We start from the raw sequence: 22337 nt of genomic DNA, 5'->3' as shown, positions 1-22337 counted from the left end.
TCCAATGTCTGATCAAACTTCTATCAAATGTCCAAAATGTGGTAATTCAATCGATGTGAATGAAATTCTAAAACACCAATTAGAAGACAGTATCCGTTTAGAATACCAAGCTACTGTTAACGCACAAGCAACCGAATTAGCGGCTAAAAACGAAGAATTAGAAAAAGCGAAAGCCGAATTTGAATCCAAAAAGAAACTGGAAAATGAAATGTTTGCAGACCGGTTGGAGCAAGCTAAAAAAGTTTCTGAAAAAGAAATAACTGCGAAAATAAAAATCAAACTGGAAGAAGAAAACAAAGAACTCTTCTTGGCTAAGGAAATAGAACTTACTGAAAAATCGAAAAAGCTTGTCGATTATAATAAAATGGTAGCCGAAAACGCCAAATTGCAACGAGAAAAATCAGAAATGAAAGAGGCTATTGAAGCCGAAAATCAAATCAAATTGAATGCGGTTTTAGAAGTGGAAAGAGAAAAAATAGTCAAACAGGAAGCCGAAAAAAACGAAATGAAAATCAAGGAGTTTCAGAAAAAATCGGATGACCAAAATAAACTGATTGAAGAGATGAAACGCAAGCAGGAACAAGGTTCTATGCAGTTGCAAGGCGAAGTAATGGAACTAGCTATTGAGGAATGGTTAGCTTCTCAATTCCCTTTAGATACAATTGGTGAAATAAAAAAAGGAGTCAATGGCGCCGATTGCTTGCAAATTGTTAATACCCGCGAACTACAAAATTGTGGCACTATTTACTATGAAAGCAAGAATGCCAAAAACTTTACATTAGGTTGGATTGAAAAATTCAAGAATGATATTCGAGATAAAAAAGCAAATGTAGGTGTTTTGGTTACCAAAGTGATGCCTAATGATATGGACAGGATGGGAATGAAAGACGGAATTTACATCTGTACTTTCGAGGAATTTAAAGCCCTAAGTGCTATCTTGCGACAATCGTTGATAAAAGTAAGCGATGCCGTTCAAGGACAGGAACACAAAGGAGATAAAATGGCTATGCTGTATGATTTCTTGACTAGCAATGAATTCCGTTTACAGATGGAAGGCATAGTGGAAGGATTTTCGCAAATGGAAGCCGATTTAACAGCCGAAAAAAGGTCGATGATGGCACATTGGAAAAAACGCGAGAAACAAATTCATAAAGTAGTTAGCAATACCGTTCATATGTACGGTTCCATCAGAGGAATTGCAGGTAACGCGGTTCAAACCGTTAAAGCTTTAGAACAAGATTACGATAGTGACGAAACAATTGTAGAATTAGAATAAGAACTGTCAGACTTTGCGCAGTCGAAGCCCAAATTAATATATAATTTCAAAAACACCTTATGATCACAGGCGAAATAAAATCTCAAATAGACAAAATCTGGAACGACTTCTGGACGGGCGGAATCTCAAACCCCTTGACGGTAATCGAACAATTTACCTACCTCATCTTCCTGAAACAATTGGACGACAAACAAACCCTGATTGAGAAAAGAACCAATATGCTCGGTGTGACTACCGACAAACCCATCTATTCTCCCGAACAAAAAGAATTGCGTTGGAGCAGTTTCAAGGACAAAGACCCGGAAGTAATGTTCAATTTGTTCACACGCCCACAACGCCATTTGAATGACGTTACCGTTTTCGACTTTATGAAAACCTTGGGCAAAGATGGCGGTGCATTTACCGAATACATCAAAGGCGCCACCTTTATGATACCAACGGCAAAACTATTGGATCGTGTGGTGCAACAAATTGACAAACTGCCATTGGACAACCGCGATACCAAAGGCGATTTATACGAATACATGTTAGGCAAGATTGCCGAAGCTGGTACCAACGGACAATTCAGAACCCCGCGCCACATCATTCGTATGATGGTCGAAATGACCCAACCCAAAAAAGACGACACCATCTGCGACCCCGCTTGCGGAACAGCTGGTTTCTTGGTCGCCGCTTCCCAATACATCCACGAGAAACACGAAGACTGGTTCATGGATCAAGACTTCCGGGAACATTATAATTCCACCATGTTCAACGGGATCGAAATTGACCCTTCTATGATGCGAATTTCGGCCATGAACTTGCAATTACACGGAATGGAAAACCCAACTCTGATTGGCAATTCTGCCTTGAGTGAAAGTAGCGGCATCAGCAGCCAATATTCTTTAGTCTTAGCCAATCCCCCTTTTAAAGGCGCTTTAGATTATGACGAAGTAGAAAGCAGTTTATTGGCGATAACTAAAACCAAAAAAACCGAATTGCTATTCTTGGCATTGATATTAAGAATGCTAAAACTAGGCGGCCGTGCTGCCGTCATAGTGCCCGATGGCGTTCTCTTTGGCAGCTCAGGAGCACACAAAAGTATTCGTAAAGAACTGGTCGAAAACCAACAATTACAAGCCGTGATTTCTATGCCAAGTGGCGTCTTTAAACCCTACGCCGGAGTAAGCACTGCCATTTTATTTTTTACCAAAACCAATAGCGGCGGTACAGACAAGGTTTGGTTTTACGATATGCTAGCCGATGGTTTTAGCCTGGATGACAAACGCAACGCTCAACTTTCAGAAGAAGTTTTCGAGCAATGTTTTGCTAACCCAGAAAGTGTATTAGAAGAATTCAAAGAAAAATGCGACATCCCCAACATTTTGTTAGATTGGAAATCAATAGGTACAACTCCCTCCCCTTCGGGGAGGGCTGGGGTGGGGACTGACCGTACTCAAAAATCCTTCCTTATCCCAAAAGCCGACATTGTAGCTAACGACTACGACCTCAGTATCAACCGCTACAAGGAAATTATCTATGATGAAGTGGTGTATGAAAAACCTCAAACACTTATTGCCGATATAAAGCTTATTGACGGCAAACGACAACAGGCAATGACCGATTTAGAAAAAATGTTACAATAATGAATTTTGCGGATGCCATCCGCAAAATTCAAATAAGAAGAAAAAGCGAATTCTTGGGATGCCATCCCAAGAATTACAAAACGAGGATAAAAATATTTTTATCACTTGTATAGTCGAGCTAGAAAAATAAATTAAAAATAGAGTTGGATTAATAATAAAACATAAATGACACAGCTACTAAATAAGGATTACAAAAATTGGATAACTGAAATAAAATCTAAAATTCGTTCTGTCCAACTCAAAGCGGCTACTACCGTAAATGCAAGCCTCATTCAGTTTTACTGGGAGCTGGGCAGTATGATTACCGAAAAACAAACCGCTTGGGGAACTAGTTTCTTGGAAAATATGAGCAATGATCTTAAAGATGAATTCCCGGAGATGAAAGGTTTTTCGGTTACCAATTTAAAATACTGTAAGCTTTTTTATAAGCAATTTTACTTTAGTCCTCAACTTGGGGACGAACAGGATTCAAATAGTCCTCAGCTTGGGGACGAAAATTTATTGCCGCTTTTAATACAAATTCCGTGGGGTCATATCAAATTAATTATTGATAAGATAAAAGATTTGAACCAAGCAAAATTTTATATTCAGGAAACCATCGAGAATGCTTGGGGAAGAGAAACATTAGCACTCCAAATAAAATCAAACCTTTACAAAAGACAGGGTATGGCGATTACAAATTTTGAATACACACTGCCACAGCCTATGTCTGATTTAGCACAACAAACGCTCAAAGACCCTTACGTTTTTGACTTTATGATGATGACCAAACCTTTTCAGGAAAAAGACATTGAAAAACAACTCATCACACATATTTCTAAATTTTTATTGGAACTAGGAAAAGGTTTTGCCTTTGTAGGACAACAATTTCATCTTGAAATAGCCCAAAATGACTATTATATCGACTTACTTTTTTATCATATCAAACTGAAATGTTATGTGGTAATTGAACTCAAAAACACTAAGTTTATTCCAGAATATGCTGGAAAACTAAATTTTTACCTTTCGGCGGTAGATACCTTGTTAAAACAAGAGGACGACAAACCAACCATAGGAATTTTATTATGCAGGGACAAAAATAATATCGAAGCCGAATTCTCTTTACGAGACATCAACAAACCAATGGGAATCAGCGAATTTCAGTTTACGGAAGTAGTACCTGACGATCTCAAAAGTAGTTTACCTTCAATTGAAGAATTAGAAAACGAATTAAAACAGTTAGAATAATGGATACTTATATGCAAGGGCAGATTTAAAAGAAATGCGAACTAAGAGGAATCTGAATACAAGACCTCAGGATTATGAATCCTGCGCCCCTAACGAGATTGAAAACACAAGGAATAAATTAATGCTGTACCTCCAGGGATCGAACCGGTGACCCTAAAATTATGGTTGATTGTCACACTGAGCGAAGTCGAAGTGCGAACCAGAAATCCTAAAATCGCATTGTAATCGCAGAAGGATTCGAACCTTCGACCGCCTGCTTAGAAGGCAGCGGACATAAATATTAAAGTTTCAATTAGAAACAAATATAATATAAATTAGATTTAGAAAAATTCTTGAAATGATTAGATTAGGAGATATTGCAACTGTGACTGCTGGACAAGCAGCACCAAAAGATTTTTCAATTTCTGGAACTCCGTTCATTAGAGCTGGTCATTTAGAAGATTTAGTTTCAGGAAAAGGATTATTACAAATTCCAAAAGTAAATGAGGAAATAGCTAAAAAAAATCGTTTAAAAAAATTACCTAAAGGTTCTATTCTTTTTGCTAAAAGCGGAATGAGTGCAAAAAAAAACAGAATATATATTTCTGAAAATGACACCTATTTTGTAAGCCATTTAGCTGCAATTCTTCCATCTAATAATTACGACACAAATTTTTTAGCAAGATATTTAAATTGGTACAATCCAACAAACTTGATATTAGATGATGCTTACCCAAGCATCAGATTAGAAGATATAAATAATTTAGAAATTCCTCTCCCAGATCTCCTAACCCAACAAAAAATCGCCACCATTCTCGACAAAGCCGATGAGCTGCGCCAATACCACAAGCAACTCATTGAAAAATATGATGCCTTGACACAAAGTTTGTTTCTGGATATGTTTGGGGACATTAAATCTAATTCTAAAAAATGGAATTTAAAACCATTTGAATACTTTGTCAAATTTGATACTCGTATGACTTCTGATTTCGTTAAATATGCAAATTATCCTCATATTGGAATTGCAAATATTGAAAAAGAAACAGGAAGATTAGTTAACTACAAATTGATTTCAGAAGAAAATTTATCCAGTGGTAAATATATTTTTGATGAAAGCCATATTATCTATAGTAAAATAAGACCAAACCTAAACAAAGTTGCATTACCAAATTTTTCAGGTCTTTGTAGCGCAGATTCGTATCCTTTGAAAGTCATAAAAGAAAATTCAAACAGAATCTTTTTCGCATATGTTTTGAGATCTGATTCTTTCGTAGATTTTATTTTAACACATAGTACACGAACCAATATTCCAAAAGCTAATAAAGAGCAAATAAAAAAATATACTAGCATTGCTCCACCACTCGACCTCCAAAACCAATTTGCAGAACGAATACAACTGATAGAAACCCAAAAACAACAAGCCCAAGAAGCCTTGGTGAAAAGCGAGGCACTGTTTCAGGGTTTGTTGCAACAGGCGTTTAAGGGAGAGTTAACATAAAAACATAATTATGACAAAAGAAATGGTATTAAAGTCGTTAGCAACCAATGGTTATAATGTTGGTTTTGGAGCCAAGAAAAACTTTGCTTCTTATGACCTTGTTATTAAATTGCCTAGTTGGATTGGTTTTATAACATTAGCATTAGGTATTATCCAACTCGGTTATCCAGTAATTGGAAACTGCAAATGGTTATCAACGATTTTAATACTGGTTAGTGTAGCGGCATTGTACATAAATGTATTCAACTCTACAGCTGACAAATTTGAGGAAGAAGGAATTCGCTTGACCAAGCTTTTCAGTCGACTCAGAAATCTCTATCTTAAAGTAAAGAGTTCTGACAAAAATGATTTTACTGATGAGGTCAACGAAATGAATGGTATTATGGATGAATATTATTCCAATGTGATTTCAAAACAAGTATTTATGAGTCAATGGTTTGCTCATTTTAAATTCTTTTATGAAATGCAAATTGATTGGGTTGATGAACAACTGAAATTTGGTTTCTTCAAAGATAAAATCCCTAATTCACTTAAATCAACAACTATATTTTTATTCATCATTTTTTTAATATATGTCTATTATGAATACATCAGATGTGTTTAAAGAATTTTTAGGAAATCTGGTTATTCAAAACAAAGACGAGATTTCAGGTAAATACAAAACAATTACAAAAGCATTAAACAAAAAATTTTACAACAATGAATCTGAAATAGCAAATTCATTGCAAATTGGAAGTTATGGTAGAAAAACTGCTGTTAACGGCATTAGCGATTTAGATATGATTTTTGAAATGTCCGATGAAGATTTCAAAAAATATAATACTTCAGATTCTAATGGTCAATTAAAAGTTTTACAAGACGTAAAAGATGCAATAAAAGCTACCTATTCAGCCACAGAGATAAAAGTTGACAGGTATGTTGTGGCTGTAAATTTCACTAATTATGTAGTGGAAGTTTGCCCTGTTTTTTTACAAGCTGATACAAAATATAAATTCCCTGATTCATACAACGGAGGTAGTTGGAAGAAAACAAATCCAAGACCTGAAATAAAAGAAATAAACGACTTTGATATAACTACAAATCAAAACCTAAAAAATCTAGCCAAAATGACAAGGGCTTGGAAAAACAAATGCGGTGTTAAGATAGGAGGTTTACTTATTGATACTTTGTGTTATGAGTTTTTGCAAAACAATGAAAATCATTGGGAGACAAATTACGCTAGTTATGATATTCTGGTTAGAGATTATTTCGAGTTTTTAAAAGATTACGACAAAAACAGAAAAGAATGGTATGCGCCAGGTAGCAATCAAAAAGTCTATAAAAAAGGGTCTAACTTTATTTCAAAATCAAAAAAAGCTCACGAAAATAGCATGGATGCAATTTCCAAAAAAGATAATGATACAGTATATGTAATTTGGAAAAAAATATTTGGTTATCCTTTCCCTTATCCGAAAGCTATCAAAGAAGCAGCTACTAATTATACTAATCAAGAAGAATATATTGAAGATAGATATCCAATTGACATTAGATATGCTTTATCAATAAATTGTCGAGTAAAACAAAATGGGTTTCAAATTGCTTTGTTGAAAGAGATGCTTGAAAAGTTGAGAAAAAATAAAAAATTAGAATTTTTTATTCAAAATACAGATGTACAAAAACCGTATCAAGTTTTTTGGAAAATAAAAAATGAGGGACAAATTGCCAAAGATAAAAATATGCTAAGAGGTCAGATTGTTAAAGACAATGGAACAGAAATAAGAAATGAGGATACTAATTTTGAAGGAGCACATTTTGTAGAATGTTACATTATTAAGGATGGTATTTGTGTTGCAAGAGATCGAATAGATGTTCCAATAGCTAACTTGATTTAATTAATTGATTTAAAAAGTTATGACAAACCTATCAGCAAATATGACCCAAGAAGATCTAAACATCCTAACCCTCTCAAAAAGTAAAATGGAGGATGTGGGTATTATTATGAAAGGCTTAAACTTTGTGGGAGGTTCTATTGAGGGTATCATAAAAAAAATACCGGCAAAGCAGCAAGCGTGGTTGGTTAAAACTATAAACAAGGTTTTAATGACCGTAATAAAAGCCAATTTAAAAACGATGTCTAAAGGCAAAGCAAACGCAACACCTTTAAAAAAAACCTACAAAGCAATGGTGACCGCATCGGGTATTGGTTTTGGGTTCTTTGGCGAACTGGGTTTTGCAGCGGACTTGGGTATTTTTACAAATTTATTAATGCGCTCCGTTTTAGATATTGCCCGTAGCAATGACGAAGATATAAATGCAATTGAAACACAACTGGCCTGTTTAGAAGTATTTGCCCTTGGTGGTAATACCAAGGATGATGATGGATTAGAAACCAGCTATTATGCCACAAGATTAGCATTGAGTGCAGCAGTCAAAGAAGCATCGGCCTATATTGCAGCAAACGGTACAACCAAAATAGTGGAGAATGTATTAATATCCAGCAACCCCATTGCCAAACTGGTTTCAAGTATCGCTTCAAGATATGGAGTCCAAGTCACCGAGAAATTCGCTGCCGAATTGGTTCCTGTTGCTGGTGCAGTTGGTGGCGGAGCCATCAATTTGATTTTTATGAATCACTTTCAAAATATGGCCACAGCCCATTTTGCAATTAGAAGTCTGGAAAGAAAATATGGGGAGGAATTGGTTAGAGAAAAATACAATGAAACAGTGGTAAATTAGAAATAAAAAAATACTTTTTTTGAAGGTATTGATTTTGGTTGTTTAAAGAATCAGAAAGATTGGAAAGTCTTAATAAATATTCCAACCGTTTTCAAAATTAAAATTCTAAATTTGAAAATCGATTAATAAATACGCCCCCAGTAGTTAAATAAAATATGGCATTACCAATAAACATAAACGATTTAGTCAACGGACAATCTATAGAATGGGAACGTCTTGAATTCAAACAAGGCTGGAATCCGGAAGAAATTGTACACACCATTTGTGCCTTTGCTAACGACATTAACAATTGGGGCGGTGGCTACATCATTGTGGGCATTGCAGAAAAGGATGGAAGACCTATCTTACCTCCAGTGGGTTTAGCTCCCGAAAGTTTAGATAGAATTCAAGGGGCAGTTTTAACCCTTGCCTATCAATTGCTTCCCAATTATTTCCCTTTAATACAACCTTATGTCCTACAGGGACAACACATTTTAGTGTTATGGTGTCCTGCAGGCGATAACCGTCCTTATACTGCGCCAATCTCGCAAGGAAAAGGAGCTTTACGCCAAGCTTACATTCGTTTTGGTTCCCGTAGCATCATTGCAAAAGAGGATAATTTAAGACGATTACAAGAACTAACGGCACGCATTCCATTTGATGACAGGATAAACGGTAAAGCAACCATTGACGATTTAGATTTAGGATTGATACAGGCGTTTCTTCAAGAAGTAAAAAGCGATTTATACGAAGAAAGTAAACAAATTCCTTTTGCAGATTTGTGCCTCAATATGAAAATTGTAAATGGTCCAAAAGAGGCATTGCGCCCCTTAAATGTGGGACTGTTATTTTTTTCTCGAAATCCGGAAAAGTTTCTGGAACGTTCCTGGATTGAATTGGTAATTCACAAAGACAAAACCGGTAAAAATTTCTCCGAAAAGTATTTCAAAGGTCCCATTCATCATCAGCTAAGAGCCGTATTGGACTATTTCAAAAACAATGTTATCGAAGAAGCAGTCGAAAAAGTGGCGCACAAAGCGGAAGCCAATCGCCATTTTAATTTTCCTTACGAAGCCATAGAAGAAGCTTTGTCCAATGCCGTATATCATAAAAGCTATGAAATGGACAAACCTATTGAGGTACAAATATGGCCGGACAGAATAGAGATTCTCAGTTTCCCTGGCCCAGTTCCACCAGTAGATGCACAAATATTAAAACAAAATAAACGCATCGTGGCACGCGATTACCGCAACCGTCGAATTGGTGATTTACTCAAAGAGTTGCACCTGACAGAAGGACGTGGCACGGGTTTCCCTACCATAAGAAACGCTATGAGGGGAAATAATTCGCCAGAACCTGTTTTCGAAACCGACGAACAAAGCACCTATTTCCTTTCGGTGCTACAAGCAAAAGAACAAATAATTAAAGTCGATAAAAAAGATATTTTGTTTACAAATTTGGAAGAGCTTAGTCGTTATTTAAAAAACAGAAACGACCTAGCTACTAACCTAGCTACTAACCTAGCTAATCCCAATGAAATTAAGGAAAATGTAAATTTTGAAAGCATTACTAACGGAGCTACTAACCTAGCTAACGACCAAGCTACTGTCGGAGCTGAGCCCAATAAAATCAAGAAAAATAGCGATTTAAAAGATTTTACTGTCGGAGCTAGTGTTGGAGCTGGTAATCTAGCTATTGAAATCATAGAAAGCAGTCTTAATGACAAGGTTTTAGCAATACTCAATTTCCTGCCCGAAGCAAAAAGAAGAGTCGAAATATTGGAACATATTGGACTCACAAATCAAAGTTTTAACCGAGAAAAATATTTAGACCCATTGGTAAAATTAGGATGGATAGAATTGACTATTCCGGATAAACCAACACATAAAGACCAAAAATACAAACGCACCATTCAGGGAGAAATACTTCATAAACTGATAACTCGGTAAAATCAAATATAATGTAGTATTTTAGTGGCATCAATAAAAAAATATGCAAAGCAACTTTACCTTTCTTCAACAGGAATTCCCAGAAATCTACCGTGAGATTGCAGATGCAGAAAAACACACCTTCACGGCACCCCGTTATGCTGCCTTGTTGTGTCGCAGTGCATTGGAGAAAACCTTGTTTTGGTTGTATAAAAATGATGAAGATCTAGAATTGCCCTATGATACTAAATTAGGTGCCTTACTCCACAACGAGAGCTTCAAAAATATACTAAAACCAAGTATGTTGGTCGAACTGGATATTGTGCGTCTCAACGGAAACAATGCGGCACACGGCAAAACCGTAAAAGCTTTGGATGCTTTACATTCCTTAAAAAACAGTTTTCGCTTTCTGTCTTTTCTAAGCAAATACTATAGCGAGAACAATCCCGATATTCCCGAATTTGACGAACGGATAATTCCTTACGGAGATACCGCTGATAAAAACGCTAAGCAACTTCAGGCACTCGCCGAAAAACTGGAACAGGAACGTTCCGAAGCACAAAAAACATTAAAAGCACAAGAAAGGTTAGCCGAGGAAAACGACGGCTTGCGCCGGCAATTGGAAGAACAATTGCAGCTCATTGCTGACCGTAAAGAAACTCGTTTTCAGGAAACAACCGTGGAACAAGCCATTCCCGAATTAACTTCGGAACAAGAAACACGCAAACTACTCATTGATTTACTCTTGCGCGAAGCAGGTTGGGACAATCTGAGAGAAGGAAAAGAAAAAGAATTTGAAGTGGCAGGAATGCCGCTATCAACCAATCCCTCCGGAAAAGGATATGTAGATTATGTGCTATGGGGAGATAATGGGTTGCCATTGGCAGTCATAGAAGCCAAGAGCACCTTGCACGATGCGCACAAAGGAAAACACCAAGCCAACCTGTATGCTGATTGTTTGGAAAAAAGTATGGGGCAACGACCAATTATTTTTTACAGCAATGGCTTTGAAACACACCTTTGGGACGACACCTTTTATCCAGACAGAAAAGTACAAGGTTTTTACACCAAAGAAGAATTACAGCTGGCAATAGAAAGACGTTTTTCAAGAAAAGACCTAAGGACATTTCGAGTAAACACGGCTATTGTCGAAAGACCATATCAATTGTTGTCCATTCAACGGGTGGCAGAAACATTGGTGACGGCAAACCAACACCAACTAAAAGGGAAAAACCGAAAAGCGCTATTGGTGATGGCAACTGGTAGTGGCAAAACAAGAACTGCAGCTGCAATCGTGGATATGTTTACCAAATACAATTGGGCAAAACGCATCTTGTTTCTGGCGGATAGAAACGCATTAGTGTCACAAGCCAAAAATGCCTTCAAAGAATACCTCCCTCATTTATCCGCGATTGACTTAACCAAGGAAAAAGAAGATAATGGAACTCGTGTGGTGTTTTCGACCTATCCAACGATAATGAATAAAATCGACAGTCTCAAAAATGAAGACGGCCGATTGTATGGCATTGGGCATTTTGACGTAATTATCATTGACGAAGCGCACCGTTCGGTCTATCAAAAATACCAGGCAATTTTCAGTTATTTTGACAGCATCCTGATTGGACTCACGGCAACGCCAAAAAAAGACATAGACCGCAATACTTATTCTCTTTTTGAAATTGAGGACGACAATCCAACCTTTGCTTATGAATTAAACGAAGCTGTAGATGCCAAATATTTGGTGCCGCCAAAAGCAATAACAGTTCCGGTAAAATTCCCGAGAGAAGGCATTAAATATGCGGAGCTTTCCGAAAAAGACAAACGACATTACGAGGAAATTTTCGGAATTCCAGAAGACGGAGAACCTACAGGAATTCCGGAAATAGACAAAAGTAAAATCAATACTTTTTTGTTCAACAACAATACCGTAGATACCGTTTTAGACTACCTGATGAACTACGGCCAAAAAGTGGAAGGCGGCGATAAGCTGGGGAAAACCATCATTTTTGCAAAAAACCACCGACACGCTGTTTTCATCGAAGAACGTTTCAATAAAAACTATCCCGATTTAGGCGGTAACTTTTTAAGAGTGATTGACAACTACGAAGACAAGGCACAGGATTTATTGGAAAAATTCTGTTTTGAAAAGGGAGATGAAAAAGACCCGCAAATTGCCGTATCGGTCGATATGATGGACACGGGAGTAGATGCTCCAAGAGTATTGAATTTAGTATTTTTCAAGGAAGTGAAATCCTTTGCAAAGTATTGGCAAATGATTGGTCGCGGAACAAGATTGTGCAAGAACATTTTCGGAAACGGCAAAGACAAAGAATTTTTCCTGATTTTTGATATCTGTGCCAATTTTGAATTCTTTGATGAATTCCCCGATGGATTTACTCCCAAACCCACAAAATCATTGTCGCAGTTGATATTCGAAACCAAACTGGATATTGTGATGGCAATCTACAACAATCAAGATCCAACAGAAGAAGAGGAAAACTACTGTTCACTAATCAAGGACGATTTACAAAAAACAATTCAAGCTTTGGATGAAAATCGTTTTGAAGTAAGAAAGCATTGGAAATATGTTATGGAATACAAAGCAAGAAACCGATGGAATAATTTAACCAATAGTGATGTTCTAGACATCAAAAACAACCTATCCCATCTGGTTTCCTATAAAGAAGACACTGACGAACTGGCAAAGCGTTTCGATGTACTAATAGGAAAATTACAACTGGCAATAATCAATCAATCAAAAGCACAGCAAGGCTTGATTTCAAATATAGTTACCATTGCACAACTGCTGTTCACCAAAAGAAATATTCCGGCAGTTTACGCCAAAATTACCTTACTCGAGCAAATCAAAAAAGACGGCTTTTGGCCAACCATAACCATCACGCAATTAGAAAAAATAAGAACCGAATTGCGCAGCCTAATTCAATTTCTTAAAGACGAAGACAAAGAGACACCGGTTTACACGGACTTCACGGATATACTCCCGTTAGACCAAGTAAAAGAAGTGGATGTTATGGGAACTTATACCAGCCTGAAAAGTTACAAAGACCGTGTAGAAGCCTTCATCAGGAAAAATAAATCGCATCTCGTGATTGATAAATTGTATAAAAACTTGCCAATCACTTCCAAAGAATTAGAAGTTTTGGAGAGTTTCTTATTGAAAGAAGCATTGGAAAGCAAAGACCGTTTTATCAAAGAATACGGAGAACAACCATTAGGAAAATTTGTACGTAATATTGTCGGTTTGGACATTGAAGTAACCAACTTGTTATTTGCTGATTTTATCTCCAAAGGAAATTTGAATGCCAACCAAATCACGTTCATTCAAAAAATCATAACCTACCTCAACCAAAAAGGTGTTATTGAAAAACAATTGCTGACGCAATCTCCTTTTAATAAACAACACGATCAAGGCGTTTTTGGTATTTTTCCTGAAGAAGATAAATTTGACACCATCATCAGGGTAATCAATCAAGTCAACGAAAATGCAGGATATGCTTAATAATTATATAAAGCAATCACAGTTTTTGAAATAACTTTTCAGTAACAATTTGCCACAAAACCTTCTTTTCTGTATAAAATTAGTTTTCAAACATTAGACACTAGACTAAATATTTTGTCTAGTATTAGTTTTTTATTGTATTTAGTACCAAGCTGGACACAAAAAGGTACCAAGCTTCAAAGTTTTTGTTGACCTAAAAATCAGCCTACTGATGAACTTCTAATAAAAAAGTACCAAGCTGGTCTCAAAAAAGCACCAACTTAATTCATAAAAAAAATAGAATAATTACAATCGATTGAAAAAGCAAATCCACAAAATCCAAAAGTACCAGATCAAAAATATAAGTTAACTCTAATGGGGGAAATGTTCCTAGATAATCAAGAGTAAAAACCCATTATCTCATTCAGAATTCCAAAAAATGTCATTGTGAGGAAGAACGACGAAACAATCTCAAGTATTCCTAAACTCAAAGCTGCCGTTTGCTTCATTTTACTAATTTAATTACATTTGTAATAACGAGAATATTCTTTTTTGTTCGGTTGTAAATACAGGTTTTTCATCACCTATACATAATCGCATCTCTACAAAGGATGTAATTCTGGTTTTCTGATGTTTATAGAATATGGAAATAATAAATTCATTATCAAATAGAGAAATCGCAATCCTTTTTTGGATGGTTATTATTTTAGCTGTTCTTATTTATATTTCTAAAAGTTCAAAAGCGTTTTTTGGTGTAGTAAAAGCTTTCTTCGACAGAAAATTAGTCTACTGCTATATAATTATTGGGGCTTATCTTTTTTTAGTGATAAAGATTTTAAATAAAACTATCTTTTGGGAAGCCTATTTATTCAAGGACTTTGCAATTTGGTTTGTTGGTTTTGCTATGGTTTCATTTTTTAGTATAAACAAAATAAATACAAATAGTGAACTCGTAAAACGATTTCTGAAAATATTCTCCGCAACGATAATTATTGATTTCAGTATCAACTTTTTTACCTTTAACCTGGGATGGGAATTAATCATAATTCCGGTAGTCAGTTTTATAGCCATACTACAATACTTTGCTGAAATTAACAAAGAAAAACCCGGATATGAAAAAGTAAGTAGTTTTTTGAAATGGGTTTTAACCATAATTGGTTTTTCTTTATTGGGCTATGTAATCCATAAACTTTATCATAATTACAATGAAATACTTAAAATCAATAATATAAAATCATTTCTTATTCCTGTAATCCTATCTGTTCTATACTTCCCAATAATACTCCTATTCGCATCAGTAACGAAATACGAAAATATTTTTCAGGAAATAAATAGATACCGCTTTCTCAGCAAGAAAAGAAAACTAAAAATAAAATTGACTGTAATAATTTTTGGAAAACTTAATCTTGATAAATTAGATAGGATAAGGAATTGGGATAAAAAAGAATTAAAAGATAGTTCTAATACTTTCAAATATTTAAAGTCAGTGGGTAGAAAATAGCCCAGTTACCTTATGTGTCATCATTTTGAAGTGATAACCAATTTAAAACTTTTTAGCATCAACATAACTATTCCAACTATTTGGCGGATAAGAGGCGGATAAAATCCCATTATGACGGATAAATCATTGAAATTGCAGTATAATTCAAAACTATATTTTCGTTTAATATCACGAGCAATCGTTTTATTTACTCCTTTTAAAATTTAAAATTAAACCATTCCAAAAGTTCAAAGAAAACAATGAGTAGAATACTTAAATTCAAAGAAAAGATTATATCGTACCTAGGAGAAAATGAGCAAGATGCTGACTTGATGAGTTGGATGAATGCTCAACCGGTGCTTGACCGACCTGATATTTTAAGAGCTCTAAATTCTCTGCTTTTAGAAAATTTAGACATCAAACCCGATTTAGATAGAGAGGAAGTATTAGCCATCGTAGATGAAAAAATTCAGGAATTTGAAGAATCCATACTTGACAACAAACTCCACGAATCTTTATTTAAGATGGAAATGGAGGCAAGGATTACTGACGAAGAAACTTTCGGATATTATTTAGACTTTACCAGACAAGAAGTAAAAACTAGAATTGTTTCCAATCCCGAAAACCAAGAAAATTGGGATCTTGCTCACAAAATCATTCAAATGGAAAAAGATTCAGGATTTTATAATCCTGACAATTGGAAAGCTATTATTTAAAAAAAAAAGAAAGATCTACCTATTACATTGCTAAAGGCATTCTTAACACAGAAACTCATTCCTTATTACAGGAGAAAACACCAAATAGTCATTACCTCATTCACCTGCACAAAATCCTCGTTTAGTCCAAGCATCCCATTAACTTTTGTGTACCCAGTTGAAGAAGTTTTACACTCGAACAAAGTGAACTAACAAAGCATCCCTCAAATTTTGTTGTTATTGGAACATATTTTATTCTTTTTGAAGATATTTTGTTCTTTTCTTACGTTAATATATTACTTTTGTTCACAAATAAAACCAGTTCACGTTTCCGTGAACGTTAAAAATAAGTGAACAATGAACCCGCAAGAGATAATTCACAACGCATTAAATAACATCCAAACAAAAGCAAATATCATTGGGAAATGGAAGGATGCAGAAGGTCAAGACAGGATTGATGGGGAACTAAAACTAGAAATAGAGAACCAGACAATTCATCTTTTTACGAATATAAAAACCGAAATAAGAACTATTCATCTCGAGAAGATAGAAGAACTGGCCAAGGAATATCATCCGTTTATTGTGGTGGCGCAAAGAATATTCCCTAAAATAAAAGATGAACTCCGCAATAGAAATATTGCCTATTTAGAAGCGAATGGAAATATTTACTTGAAAGAGAAAGGGATATTTTTATGGATAGAAGCTAATAATCCCATTGAAATCAAAGATAAAACAACGAATAGAGCCTTCACAAAAACAGGTTTAAAAGTGGTATATCAATTCCTGATAAACGAAGATTGGATTAATTATACCTACAGACAAATTGCTGAAGAAACCAATACCGGAATTGGAAATGTAAATAACATCTTTACAGGCTTGAAACAGGAAGGATACCTATTGCAGCTAAACAAAGAGCAATATAAATTGGAGAATAAAAAGAAGCTGCTAGAAAAATGGATAATGGAATATGAAAAACGCCTAAAACCAACACTAACAATTGGAACATTTCGTTTTCTAAAAGAAGATGATTTCTATAATTGGAAAAAGTTGCAACTACAAAATGGTAAAACGTGGTGGGGAGGAGAACCAGCAGGTGATGTATTTACAAATTATTTACGCCCTGAAGAATTGACAATCTATACAACAGAAACCAGAGGCGATTTAATGAAAAATTATCGTCTAGTTCCTGATATAAATGGAAATGTAAAAATTTTTAAAAAGTTCTGGGAGAATGAAGATGTAAATAATAATGTAGTTCATCCATTATTAGCATATACAGATTTAATAAATAAAGGAGATAGAAGATGCACCGAAACAGCTCAAAAAATATACGATGAGTACCTACAAAATAAATTTTAAACAATTACGCCAGCAACCTCAACTTTCTGAAATGCTTTCAGCATTAGAAAGAGGTTTAAACAAATTCGATATTGACTTCTATTTGGTTGGTGCAGTAGCTCGAGATCTTTGGATGAGTGTCATTAATGATATTCCACCTAGCAGAATCACGGGAGATATTGATTTTGCCGTTTTTATTGATGACAAAGGAACCTATGATAATTTGAAAATGTACCTAATAGAAGTGGAAGGTTTTTCACCATATAAGGGGAATACTTTTGTCTTGGTTTGGAAAGGTTTCATACAAGTAGATTTACTTCCGTTCGGTGAAATTGAAGACAAGAATGATGGGGTTACCATTGAAGGTAGTGGGTTGACAAGTCTCAATATGCCCGGATTCAAAGAAATCTATGATGAGGGTTTGCCAATAGTTGAACTGGAAGAAATACACAAATTCAAATTCTGTACACTTCCCGGAATAGTGATTTTAAAATTAGTTGCTTGGCAAGACCGACCTAAAATCAGGAGGGATGACATAAAAGATGTGAGTAATATCTTAAAACATTTTTTCGATATGTACGCAGAGGAAATTTTTGAGAACCACAATGACCTTTTTGGCGACAATGCTTTCGAATTACATTTAATCGCCGCTAGAGTAATGGGAAGAGAGATTAACAAAATTGCTAAACGCAATGAAATACTGCACAATAGATTGAAGGATTTATTGGAAGTCAGTACAAATAATAAGGATATTGAAATTGCAAAAATTATGGTAGAATTTTATGAGAACACCATCGAAGATAATTTAGTCCTATTAGAACAGATAAAAATTGGATATTTAGAATAAACCATTCCATTATAAACATCACGGGCAAACAAGCGGTCTCACTTTGGTCGTTCTCTTTGTTTCGTTCTCTTTGTTTCGTTCGGCTGTTCCAGTCGGTCGTGTCTTCCTCCATTCCACAGACACTTCACAGCACAAAAAAATAAGGCAGCCAAAAAATAGGCAACCTTATTTTTTCCGCTGTTCGTTCCTCATCTTCACACGTTCTCTTCCTGCGTTCGGCAGGGCTAGTACATCCACAATACCGCTTCATTCCGTTACACTCCGCAGGCTCCGTTACACAGCATTCCAGCAGTATTATGTCTGTCGCCCTTTATTTTTTTCAGCGGTTGCTCCTTCGCACAGCCATCGGGGTTGGCGCCGCTTACCTCAATATATTTTTAAGAAACTCTCTTAGTTGATTTACAAATCACTCGTATCAAATCACTTTGATGAGGTCGCTTTGCCCTAAATCAAGGAACGCCAAAGGCTGACTTATATTTTTTCCCCGCCGTTTCACGCTGCTATCCCTTCTCTACACTATGTAAACTTCGTTCCGTTCTCGGTCTAGCGTAGCTGTTCGATTGCCGCAACCCCGCCACTGCGCTCCTCATTCATTCCGCTATAATTCCGCTATCGCTTCATTATAGCTCCATTCCTTGTGGTGCTTGGGGGTGTTAAAATCTTCAACAAGAACCTTAGTGCATTTTCTCGAAAAGAAAGAGAAAAAAAACCAGCAAATTTAGCATCCATTCCTCACTTCCAGTCGGTCGTTCCTTCCTCCGTTCCCGTTCGTCATTTCTGCTCTTTTTATGGCTTTCTTTTTTTCTCTTTTTTCTTTTCAAAAAATTAAGGTCGAATTTTTAAAACCAACACGCCATGCCGAATTTCATCATCAAGACTCACCAAAAAGACACCACCTACAAGGGAAACCAAATCTTTATCCTCAACAAAGGAATGAATAGTGGAAAGCCCCAAAAAGAACCCTTTACCAACAGTTTTGTGATTATGTTCCCAGACGAAAAGGATGCTGAAACGGTCTACTGGCTTGCTTACAGCCTTTGGAAATCCAATTTCTGGCACCAATTTTTAATTGGATCCGTAATTTCATTTTTACGAATCGACGATTTTAAAAAAGATTTTAACTTAAAGGTAAATGAAATGCTACAGGAACACGAGCTGCATAAAAAACAAATTCAGGCGTTGAGGTTGTTGGAACAAAAAGAGGATCAATTGCATAAAAATATCATACTCATAAACGAAATACGGAGATCCATTTTATCGTGCTACTGTAGAAAATAATTGTATATTTGATAGAAAAAAATCAAAAAAATGTCACAAATTACTAACTGAAAGAATTATGGATAAACCTCATAATTATGAATTTGACAAGTTAACAAATTTAAAATCCATAAAAGAATTTTGTTATTCTCACCTTTTAGATATTGTTACGGGTATACTAAAAACTGAAAACCATTCTGTTAAGGTTCGTTTTATTGACCCAACCAAAAGAAATTTTGAATATACTAGTCTTGGACTATTCTTCTTTGTGGACGACTGTATGTATATAATTACAACTGACAAAAAATATGAAGCTGAACACAACCCTGACATTTTAGGTTTTTATGAAGAACTTGAATTTTTAAGAAATCCTGATGTATTTATTATCAGAGTAATATTTGCAGGTGTCTATACAGGCTTTCGAGACGACAAAGGAACACGAATATTCACAGGAGATGCTGTCAGTGCTAAAATTGTGCTCAACCCTTCAATACCTTCTACAGGAGGCACAAATCGAGCTCGAAATAGTAGCAATAAACTAAATGAAAGTCGTTGTGAAGCTGGAGTTAATGAAATGTCTGGAATCTATGCTATCATACTAGACAATCATAGTGTTCCACTCTCTTGGGCAACTAAACTAAATGTTATTGGTAGTTTATTTTATAATTTAACAATGGGAACAACAGAAGTAAGTATTCAAGGTTTGTGTAATGGTTTTGCACAATCCCAATCAGACAAAGAGGGAGTTAAAAAATTATTAAAAAAATCACCTTATTTTCCGCCTACGACTTGGCAAGAAAAAGTAAGAGATCTATTGTGTGATGAGGATTAAATTAGTTGAAAATGAATAATTGTAGCTACGAAGATTTTAAAAAAAAGATATTAAATAATCCTTGGGATTTTGTTGCTGATTTAGCAATGGAATCGAATGAATACTATTCTAAAAATAAAGAGTTTATATGTAAAGAAGATAAACTAACAATAGATTTATATAATTCGGCAAATAACAGAAAGCAAGAACATAAATTTATTTTGGACATATTACCCGTCCCTTTTGAAGGAAATATATTCAATGCTAAGTTTATAATTCTTACATTAAACCCGGGTTTTGTTGAAGAAGTAAATCACAAACTTTATAGCTTATTAAATGAGGACGCAAAAAAACAAATTACTGATTATCACATTCAAAACTTACGATTGCAATGCAAAGAATTTATTCCTAACGATGCAGTAAGATTTATTGGAGACCGATATTGGTTTAATAAAACACACCAATTTAGAAAAGAAAATAATTTTGAATTATCTGCATTTGCAATTGTACAATATATTGGTTATCAATCTACAAAATTTCTTGAAAACAAAGTTTTAAAAGAACTAAAAAGTGTTGAATTTACCGGACAATTATTAAAATATGTAATAGAAACAAGAAATGATAATTATTGTTTTATTATAGCGAGAAATGAAAAATTTTGGAGAAACGAATTAAGCAAATATGCCTCACAGGATAAATTAATAAATCATATTGTTGTGCTTAAAAACTATCTTAATACATCAATAAGCCTAAACAACATTAAAGATGAATGTAGACCAATAATTTATCGAATAACCGAACAACAGAAAAATAATAATTAATTACATAGCCATATTATTTTGTAATTAAAAAAAGCCTGGTCTTGCGACTAGGCTTCCTTAGGTAATCCGGAAAAGGTTACCAATCATAACCAGACTATTTATTTTTAGATTTTGTCAACCATTTTAAAAGGAGCGAAACCATAAAACTGGCAGTGGCTCCCACGACCGCTAAGATAATTGTTTTTGCAATATCTTCCGAAAGAATATTGGGCAAAACGCTCAAAAATGTTCCGGATGCAGTTCCAGCTCGGAGGGATAAATTAGTCTCCATCTCTCGATTTATTTTGGTTCTCCTCTTCTTCCTTTGTTCCCCCTTTGGGGATTAGGGGGCTTACTGTCATTTGACTTACTGCCGAAATCACTCCACCGGCCACAGCCATATAACCTGCAACAGCGACCACTGTTGCGGGTAAAATAATAGGTGCAGCCACAATTGTTCCACTAATGGCCAACAAAGCCAAACCTATACTTCTCAAAACCTTAAAAAACTTGGGTGTGGGTGCTTTTATTCTTTCAACTATTTTCATAATTTATTTACTTTTTTTGTTCCTTGTCATCCTGAGCGGAGTCGAAGGATTAGACTGGATACTAATTTTTATTTCTTCTTTAGGTTCTAAAGCTGCATAAACTAGAGCTTTCAACTTTTCCAATGCTTTTCGGGAATTACTGCCCTTTCCAATTCCAGTGTGTTTAGATACAGGAGCAATGCAGCCCATCAACTCTTTTCTGGCGTCATTGGCGGGATGGATTAAAATCAAATCTCTTCCCGGAACATTCATCAAATGCAAGTGCCATTTGAATTTTGGACTAAACCGCTTCTGTAAGATATATTCTCCCTCGGGAATGCAAGAAATCCGCTTTTGGTTTCCCAACCAGGGCAATTCGATGGTATAACAAACTATTGTGCCGTTCCATTCCAAAACCCCTTGCGTTCCCTTGGGAAAATACGTCCTTTTCAACACTAAAACCATCTTAAAGCCCGCTTACCTGAACCAAAGCCAATGGATTAAAAGATCCATTTTTCAATGGATACATTCTTCCATTTACCTCTTGATAAAATTCAATTCCTAAAGCCAAAAACAATGGTTTTGTGCTGCCCGGAGTTACTGGATTGACATGATTGATAGCAACGGTTTGATTCGAATCCCAAGGTAGAATATCCGTTTCTGAAGTGGTAACTACAAAGGTTTCTGCTTCAAAATCAATTTCCGCACCTGCTGATATGATTTTGAAATGAGTAGTTCCACTAGCAGCCGCAATCATGTTCGCAGGAACAAACGGCAACAAATCAACCATAATATCACCCGTAGCACGGTCAATCGTCCCCACAAAAGGAGCAAATAAAGCAGTGCCCAGCTTTCC

19 protein-coding genes and 1 pseudogene are annotated in these 22337 nt (G+C 35.5%); 16 read left to right on the top strand and 4 right to left on the bottom strand.

The genetic code is table 11. From position 1 onward, the window contains the following. Window positions 1-4: 4 nt before the first annotated feature. The 16 genes from EKM03_RS14360 (at window position 5) to EKM03_RS14285 (ending at window position 20975) form a co-directional block, all read left to right on the top strand. Window positions 5-1276, top strand: a complete 1272-nt coding sequence (locus EKM03_RS14360; RefSeq protein ID WP_126562052.1) for a DUF2130 domain-containing protein — start codon at window positions 5-7, stop codon at window positions 1274-1276. Between the two features lie 59 nt (window positions 1277-1335). Further along, complete coding sequence (locus EKM03_RS14355; RefSeq protein ID WP_126562053.1) at window positions 1336-2901, top strand: class I SAM-dependent DNA methyltransferase; 1566 nt, start codon at window positions 1336-1338, stop codon at window positions 2899-2901. A gap of 165 nt (window positions 2902-3066) precedes the next feature. Beyond that, entirely contained in the window at window positions 3067-4128 is a 1062-nt protein-coding gene (locus EKM03_RS14350) for a YhcG family protein (protein WP_126740664.1), read from the top strand. Window positions 4129-4465: 337 nt separating this feature from the next. Then, on the top strand, window positions 4466-5605 hold the full coding sequence (locus tag EKM03_RS14345; RefSeq protein WP_126740663.1) for a restriction endonuclease subunit S: 1140 nt from the start codon (window positions 4466-4468) through the stop codon (window positions 5603-5605). A 10-nt stretch (window positions 5606-5615) separates the two neighbouring features. Further along, window positions 5616-6209: an SLATT domain-containing protein gene (locus EKM03_RS14340; RefSeq protein WP_126740662.1), complete on the top strand. Its 594-nt coding sequence runs from the start codon at window positions 5616-5618 to the stop codon at window positions 6207-6209. Continuing rightward, window positions 6202-7476 carry a nucleotidyltransferase gene (locus EKM03_RS14335; RefSeq protein WP_126740661.1) on the top strand — a complete coding sequence of 425 codons (1275 nt, stop codon included), beginning with the start codon at window positions 6202-6204 and terminating at the stop codon, window positions 7474-7476. The genes EKM03_RS14340 and EKM03_RS14335 overlap by 8 nt, the downstream gene beginning before the upstream one ends. Window positions 7477-7495: 19 nt before the next feature. Further along, window positions 7496-8320 carry an EcsC family protein gene (locus EKM03_RS14330; RefSeq protein WP_126740660.1) on the top strand — a complete coding sequence of 275 codons (825 nt, stop codon included), beginning with the start codon at window positions 7496-7498 and terminating at the stop codon, window positions 8318-8320. Window positions 8321-8475: 155 nt separating this feature from the next. Next, window positions 8476-10248 (top strand): ATP-binding protein, encoded by a 1773-nt coding sequence (locus tag EKM03_RS14325; RefSeq protein ID WP_126740659.1) that lies wholly within the window; start codon window positions 8476-8478, stop codon window positions 10246-10248. Window positions 10249-10291: 43 nt separating this feature from the next. Next, entirely contained in the window at window positions 10292-13747 is a 3456-nt protein-coding gene (locus EKM03_RS14320; RefSeq protein WP_126740658.1) for a DEAD/DEAH box helicase family protein, read from the top strand. A 622-nt stretch (window positions 13748-14369) separates the two neighbouring features. Beyond that, window positions 14370-15227 carry a hypothetical protein gene (locus EKM03_RS14315; RefSeq protein ID WP_126562059.1) on the top strand — a complete coding sequence of 286 codons (858 nt, stop codon included), beginning with the start codon at window positions 14370-14372 and terminating at the stop codon, window positions 15225-15227. Window positions 15228-15466: 239 nt separating this feature from the next. After that, the gene (locus EKM03_RS14310) at window positions 15467-15922 is read left to right on the top strand and encodes a hypothetical protein (protein WP_126740657.1); all 456 of its coding nucleotides are present in this window, start codon (window positions 15467-15469) and stop codon (window positions 15920-15922) included. Between the two features lie 336 nt (window positions 15923-16258). After that, complete coding sequence (locus EKM03_RS14305; protein WP_126562061.1) at window positions 16259-17260, top strand: type IV toxin-antitoxin system AbiEi family antitoxin; 1002 nt, start codon at window positions 16259-16261, stop codon at window positions 17258-17260. Further along, window positions 17235-18086 (top strand): hypothetical protein, encoded by an 852-nt coding sequence (locus EKM03_RS14300; RefSeq protein ID WP_126562062.1) that lies wholly within the window; start codon window positions 17235-17237, stop codon window positions 18084-18086. Before EKM03_RS14305 ends, EKM03_RS14300 begins: the two co-directional genes overlap by 26 nt. A gap of 855 nt (window positions 18087-18941) precedes the next feature. Then, window positions 18942-19364 carry a hypothetical protein gene (locus EKM03_RS14295; protein ID WP_126562063.1) on the top strand — a complete coding sequence of 141 codons (423 nt, stop codon included), beginning with the start codon at window positions 18942-18944 and terminating at the stop codon, window positions 19362-19364. A 58-nt stretch (window positions 19365-19422) separates the two neighbouring features. Next, on the top strand, window positions 19423-20175 hold the full coding sequence (locus EKM03_RS14290; RefSeq protein ID WP_126562064.1) for a hypothetical protein: 753 nt from the start codon (window positions 19423-19425) through the stop codon (window positions 20173-20175). Between the two features lie 11 nt (window positions 20176-20186). After that, the gene (locus EKM03_RS14285) at window positions 20187-20975 is read left to right on the top strand and encodes a hypothetical protein (RefSeq protein ID WP_126562065.1); all 789 of its coding nucleotides are present in this window, start codon (window positions 20187-20189) and stop codon (window positions 20973-20975) included. Window positions 20976-21069: 94 nt separating this feature from the next. Here the strand turns inward: EKM03_RS14285 and EKM03_RS15130 are convergent, their stop codons facing one another. From EKM03_RS15130 to EKM03_RS14270, 4 genes and pseudogenes are all read right to left on the bottom strand, one after another. After that, on the bottom strand, window positions 21070-21246 hold the full coding sequence (locus tag EKM03_RS15130; RefSeq protein WP_199740691.1) for a hypothetical protein: 177 nt from the start codon (window positions 21244-21246) through the stop codon (window positions 21070-21072). Beyond that, complete coding sequence (locus EKM03_RS14280; RefSeq protein ID WP_126562066.1) at window positions 21236-21502, bottom strand: hypothetical protein; 267 nt, start codon at window positions 21500-21502, stop codon at window positions 21236-21238. Before EKM03_RS14280 ends, EKM03_RS15130 begins: the two co-directional genes overlap by 11 nt. Window positions 21503-21505: 3 nt before the next feature. Then, window positions 21506-21946 carry a DUF5675 family protein gene (locus EKM03_RS14275; protein ID WP_126562067.1) on the bottom strand — a complete coding sequence of 147 codons (441 nt, stop codon included), beginning with the start codon at window positions 21944-21946 and terminating at the stop codon, window positions 21506-21508. Window position 21947: 1 nt separating this feature from the next. Then, window positions 21948-22337, bottom strand: a pseudogene (locus EKM03_RS14270) (hypothetical protein); the annotation flags it as partial.

It is taken from the genome of Flavobacterium sp. GSP6, from assembly GCF_003984855.1.
GTDB lineage: Bacteria > Bacteroidota > Bacteroidia > Flavobacteriales > Flavobacteriaceae > Flavobacterium.
The sequence above is the reverse complement of the archived record's forward strand: the minus strand, read 5'-3'. Positions and strand labels throughout refer to the sequence as shown.

Bases quoted from the DNA above. Each gene is read 5' to 3' on its own strand.
- EKM03_RS14345 (WP_126740663.1), top strand. From the start codon at position 4,466: ATGATTAGATTAGGAGATATTGCAACTGTGACTGCTGGACAAGCAGCA.
- EKM03_RS14355 (WP_126562053.1), top strand. From the start codon at position 1,336: ATGATCACAGGCGAAATAAAATCTCAAATAGACAAAATCTGGAACGAC.
- EKM03_RS14315 (WP_126562059.1), top strand. From the start codon at position 14,370: ATGGAAATAATAAATTCATTATCAAATAGAGAAATCGCAATCCTTTTT.
- EKM03_RS14360 (WP_126562052.1), top strand. From the start codon at position 5: ATGTCTGATCAAACTTCTATCAAATGTCCAAAATGTGGTAATTCAATC.
- EKM03_RS14295 (WP_126562063.1), top strand. From the start codon at position 18,942: ATGCCGAATTTCATCATCAAGACTCACCAAAAAGACACCACCTACAAG.
- EKM03_RS14350 (WP_126740664.1), top strand. From the start codon at position 3,067: ATGACACAGCTACTAAATAAGGATTACAAAAATTGGATAACTGAAATA.
- EKM03_RS14285 (WP_126562065.1), top strand. From the start codon at position 20,187: ATGAATAATTGTAGCTACGAAGATTTTAAAAAAAAGATATTAAATAAT.
- EKM03_RS14275 (WP_126562067.1), bottom strand. From the start codon at position 21,946: ATGGTTTTAGTGTTGAAAAGGACGTATTTTCCCAAGGGAACGCAAGGG.
- EKM03_RS14340 (WP_126740662.1), top strand. From the start codon at position 5,616: ATGACAAAAGAAATGGTATTAAAGTCGTTAGCAACCAATGGTTATAAT.
- EKM03_RS14280 (WP_126562066.1), bottom strand. From the start codon at position 21,502: ATGAAAATAGTTGAAAGAATAAAAGCACCCACACCCAAGTTTTTTAAG.
- EKM03_RS14300 (WP_126562062.1), top strand. From the start codon at position 17,235: ATGAGTACCTACAAAATAAATTTTAAACAATTACGCCAGCAACCTCAA.
- EKM03_RS15130 (WP_199740691.1), bottom strand. From the start codon at position 21,246: ATGGAGACTAATTTATCCCTCCGAGCTGGAACTGCATCCGGAACATTT.
- EKM03_RS14320 (WP_126740658.1), top strand. From the start codon at position 10,292: ATGCAAAGCAACTTTACCTTTCTTCAACAGGAATTCCCAGAAATCTAC.
- EKM03_RS14290 (WP_126562064.1), top strand. From the start codon at position 19,423: ATGGATAAACCTCATAATTATGAATTTGACAAGTTAACAAATTTAAAA.
- EKM03_RS14305 (WP_126562061.1), top strand. From the start codon at position 16,259: ATGAACCCGCAAGAGATAATTCACAACGCATTAAATAACATCCAAACA.
- EKM03_RS14325 (WP_126740659.1), top strand. From the start codon at position 8,476: ATGGCATTACCAATAAACATAAACGATTTAGTCAACGGACAATCTATA.
- EKM03_RS14330 (WP_126740660.1), top strand. From the start codon at position 7,496: ATGACAAACCTATCAGCAAATATGACCCAAGAAGATCTAAACATCCTA.
- EKM03_RS14310 (WP_126740657.1), top strand. From the start codon at position 15,467: ATGAGTAGAATACTTAAATTCAAAGAAAAGATTATATCGTACCTAGGA.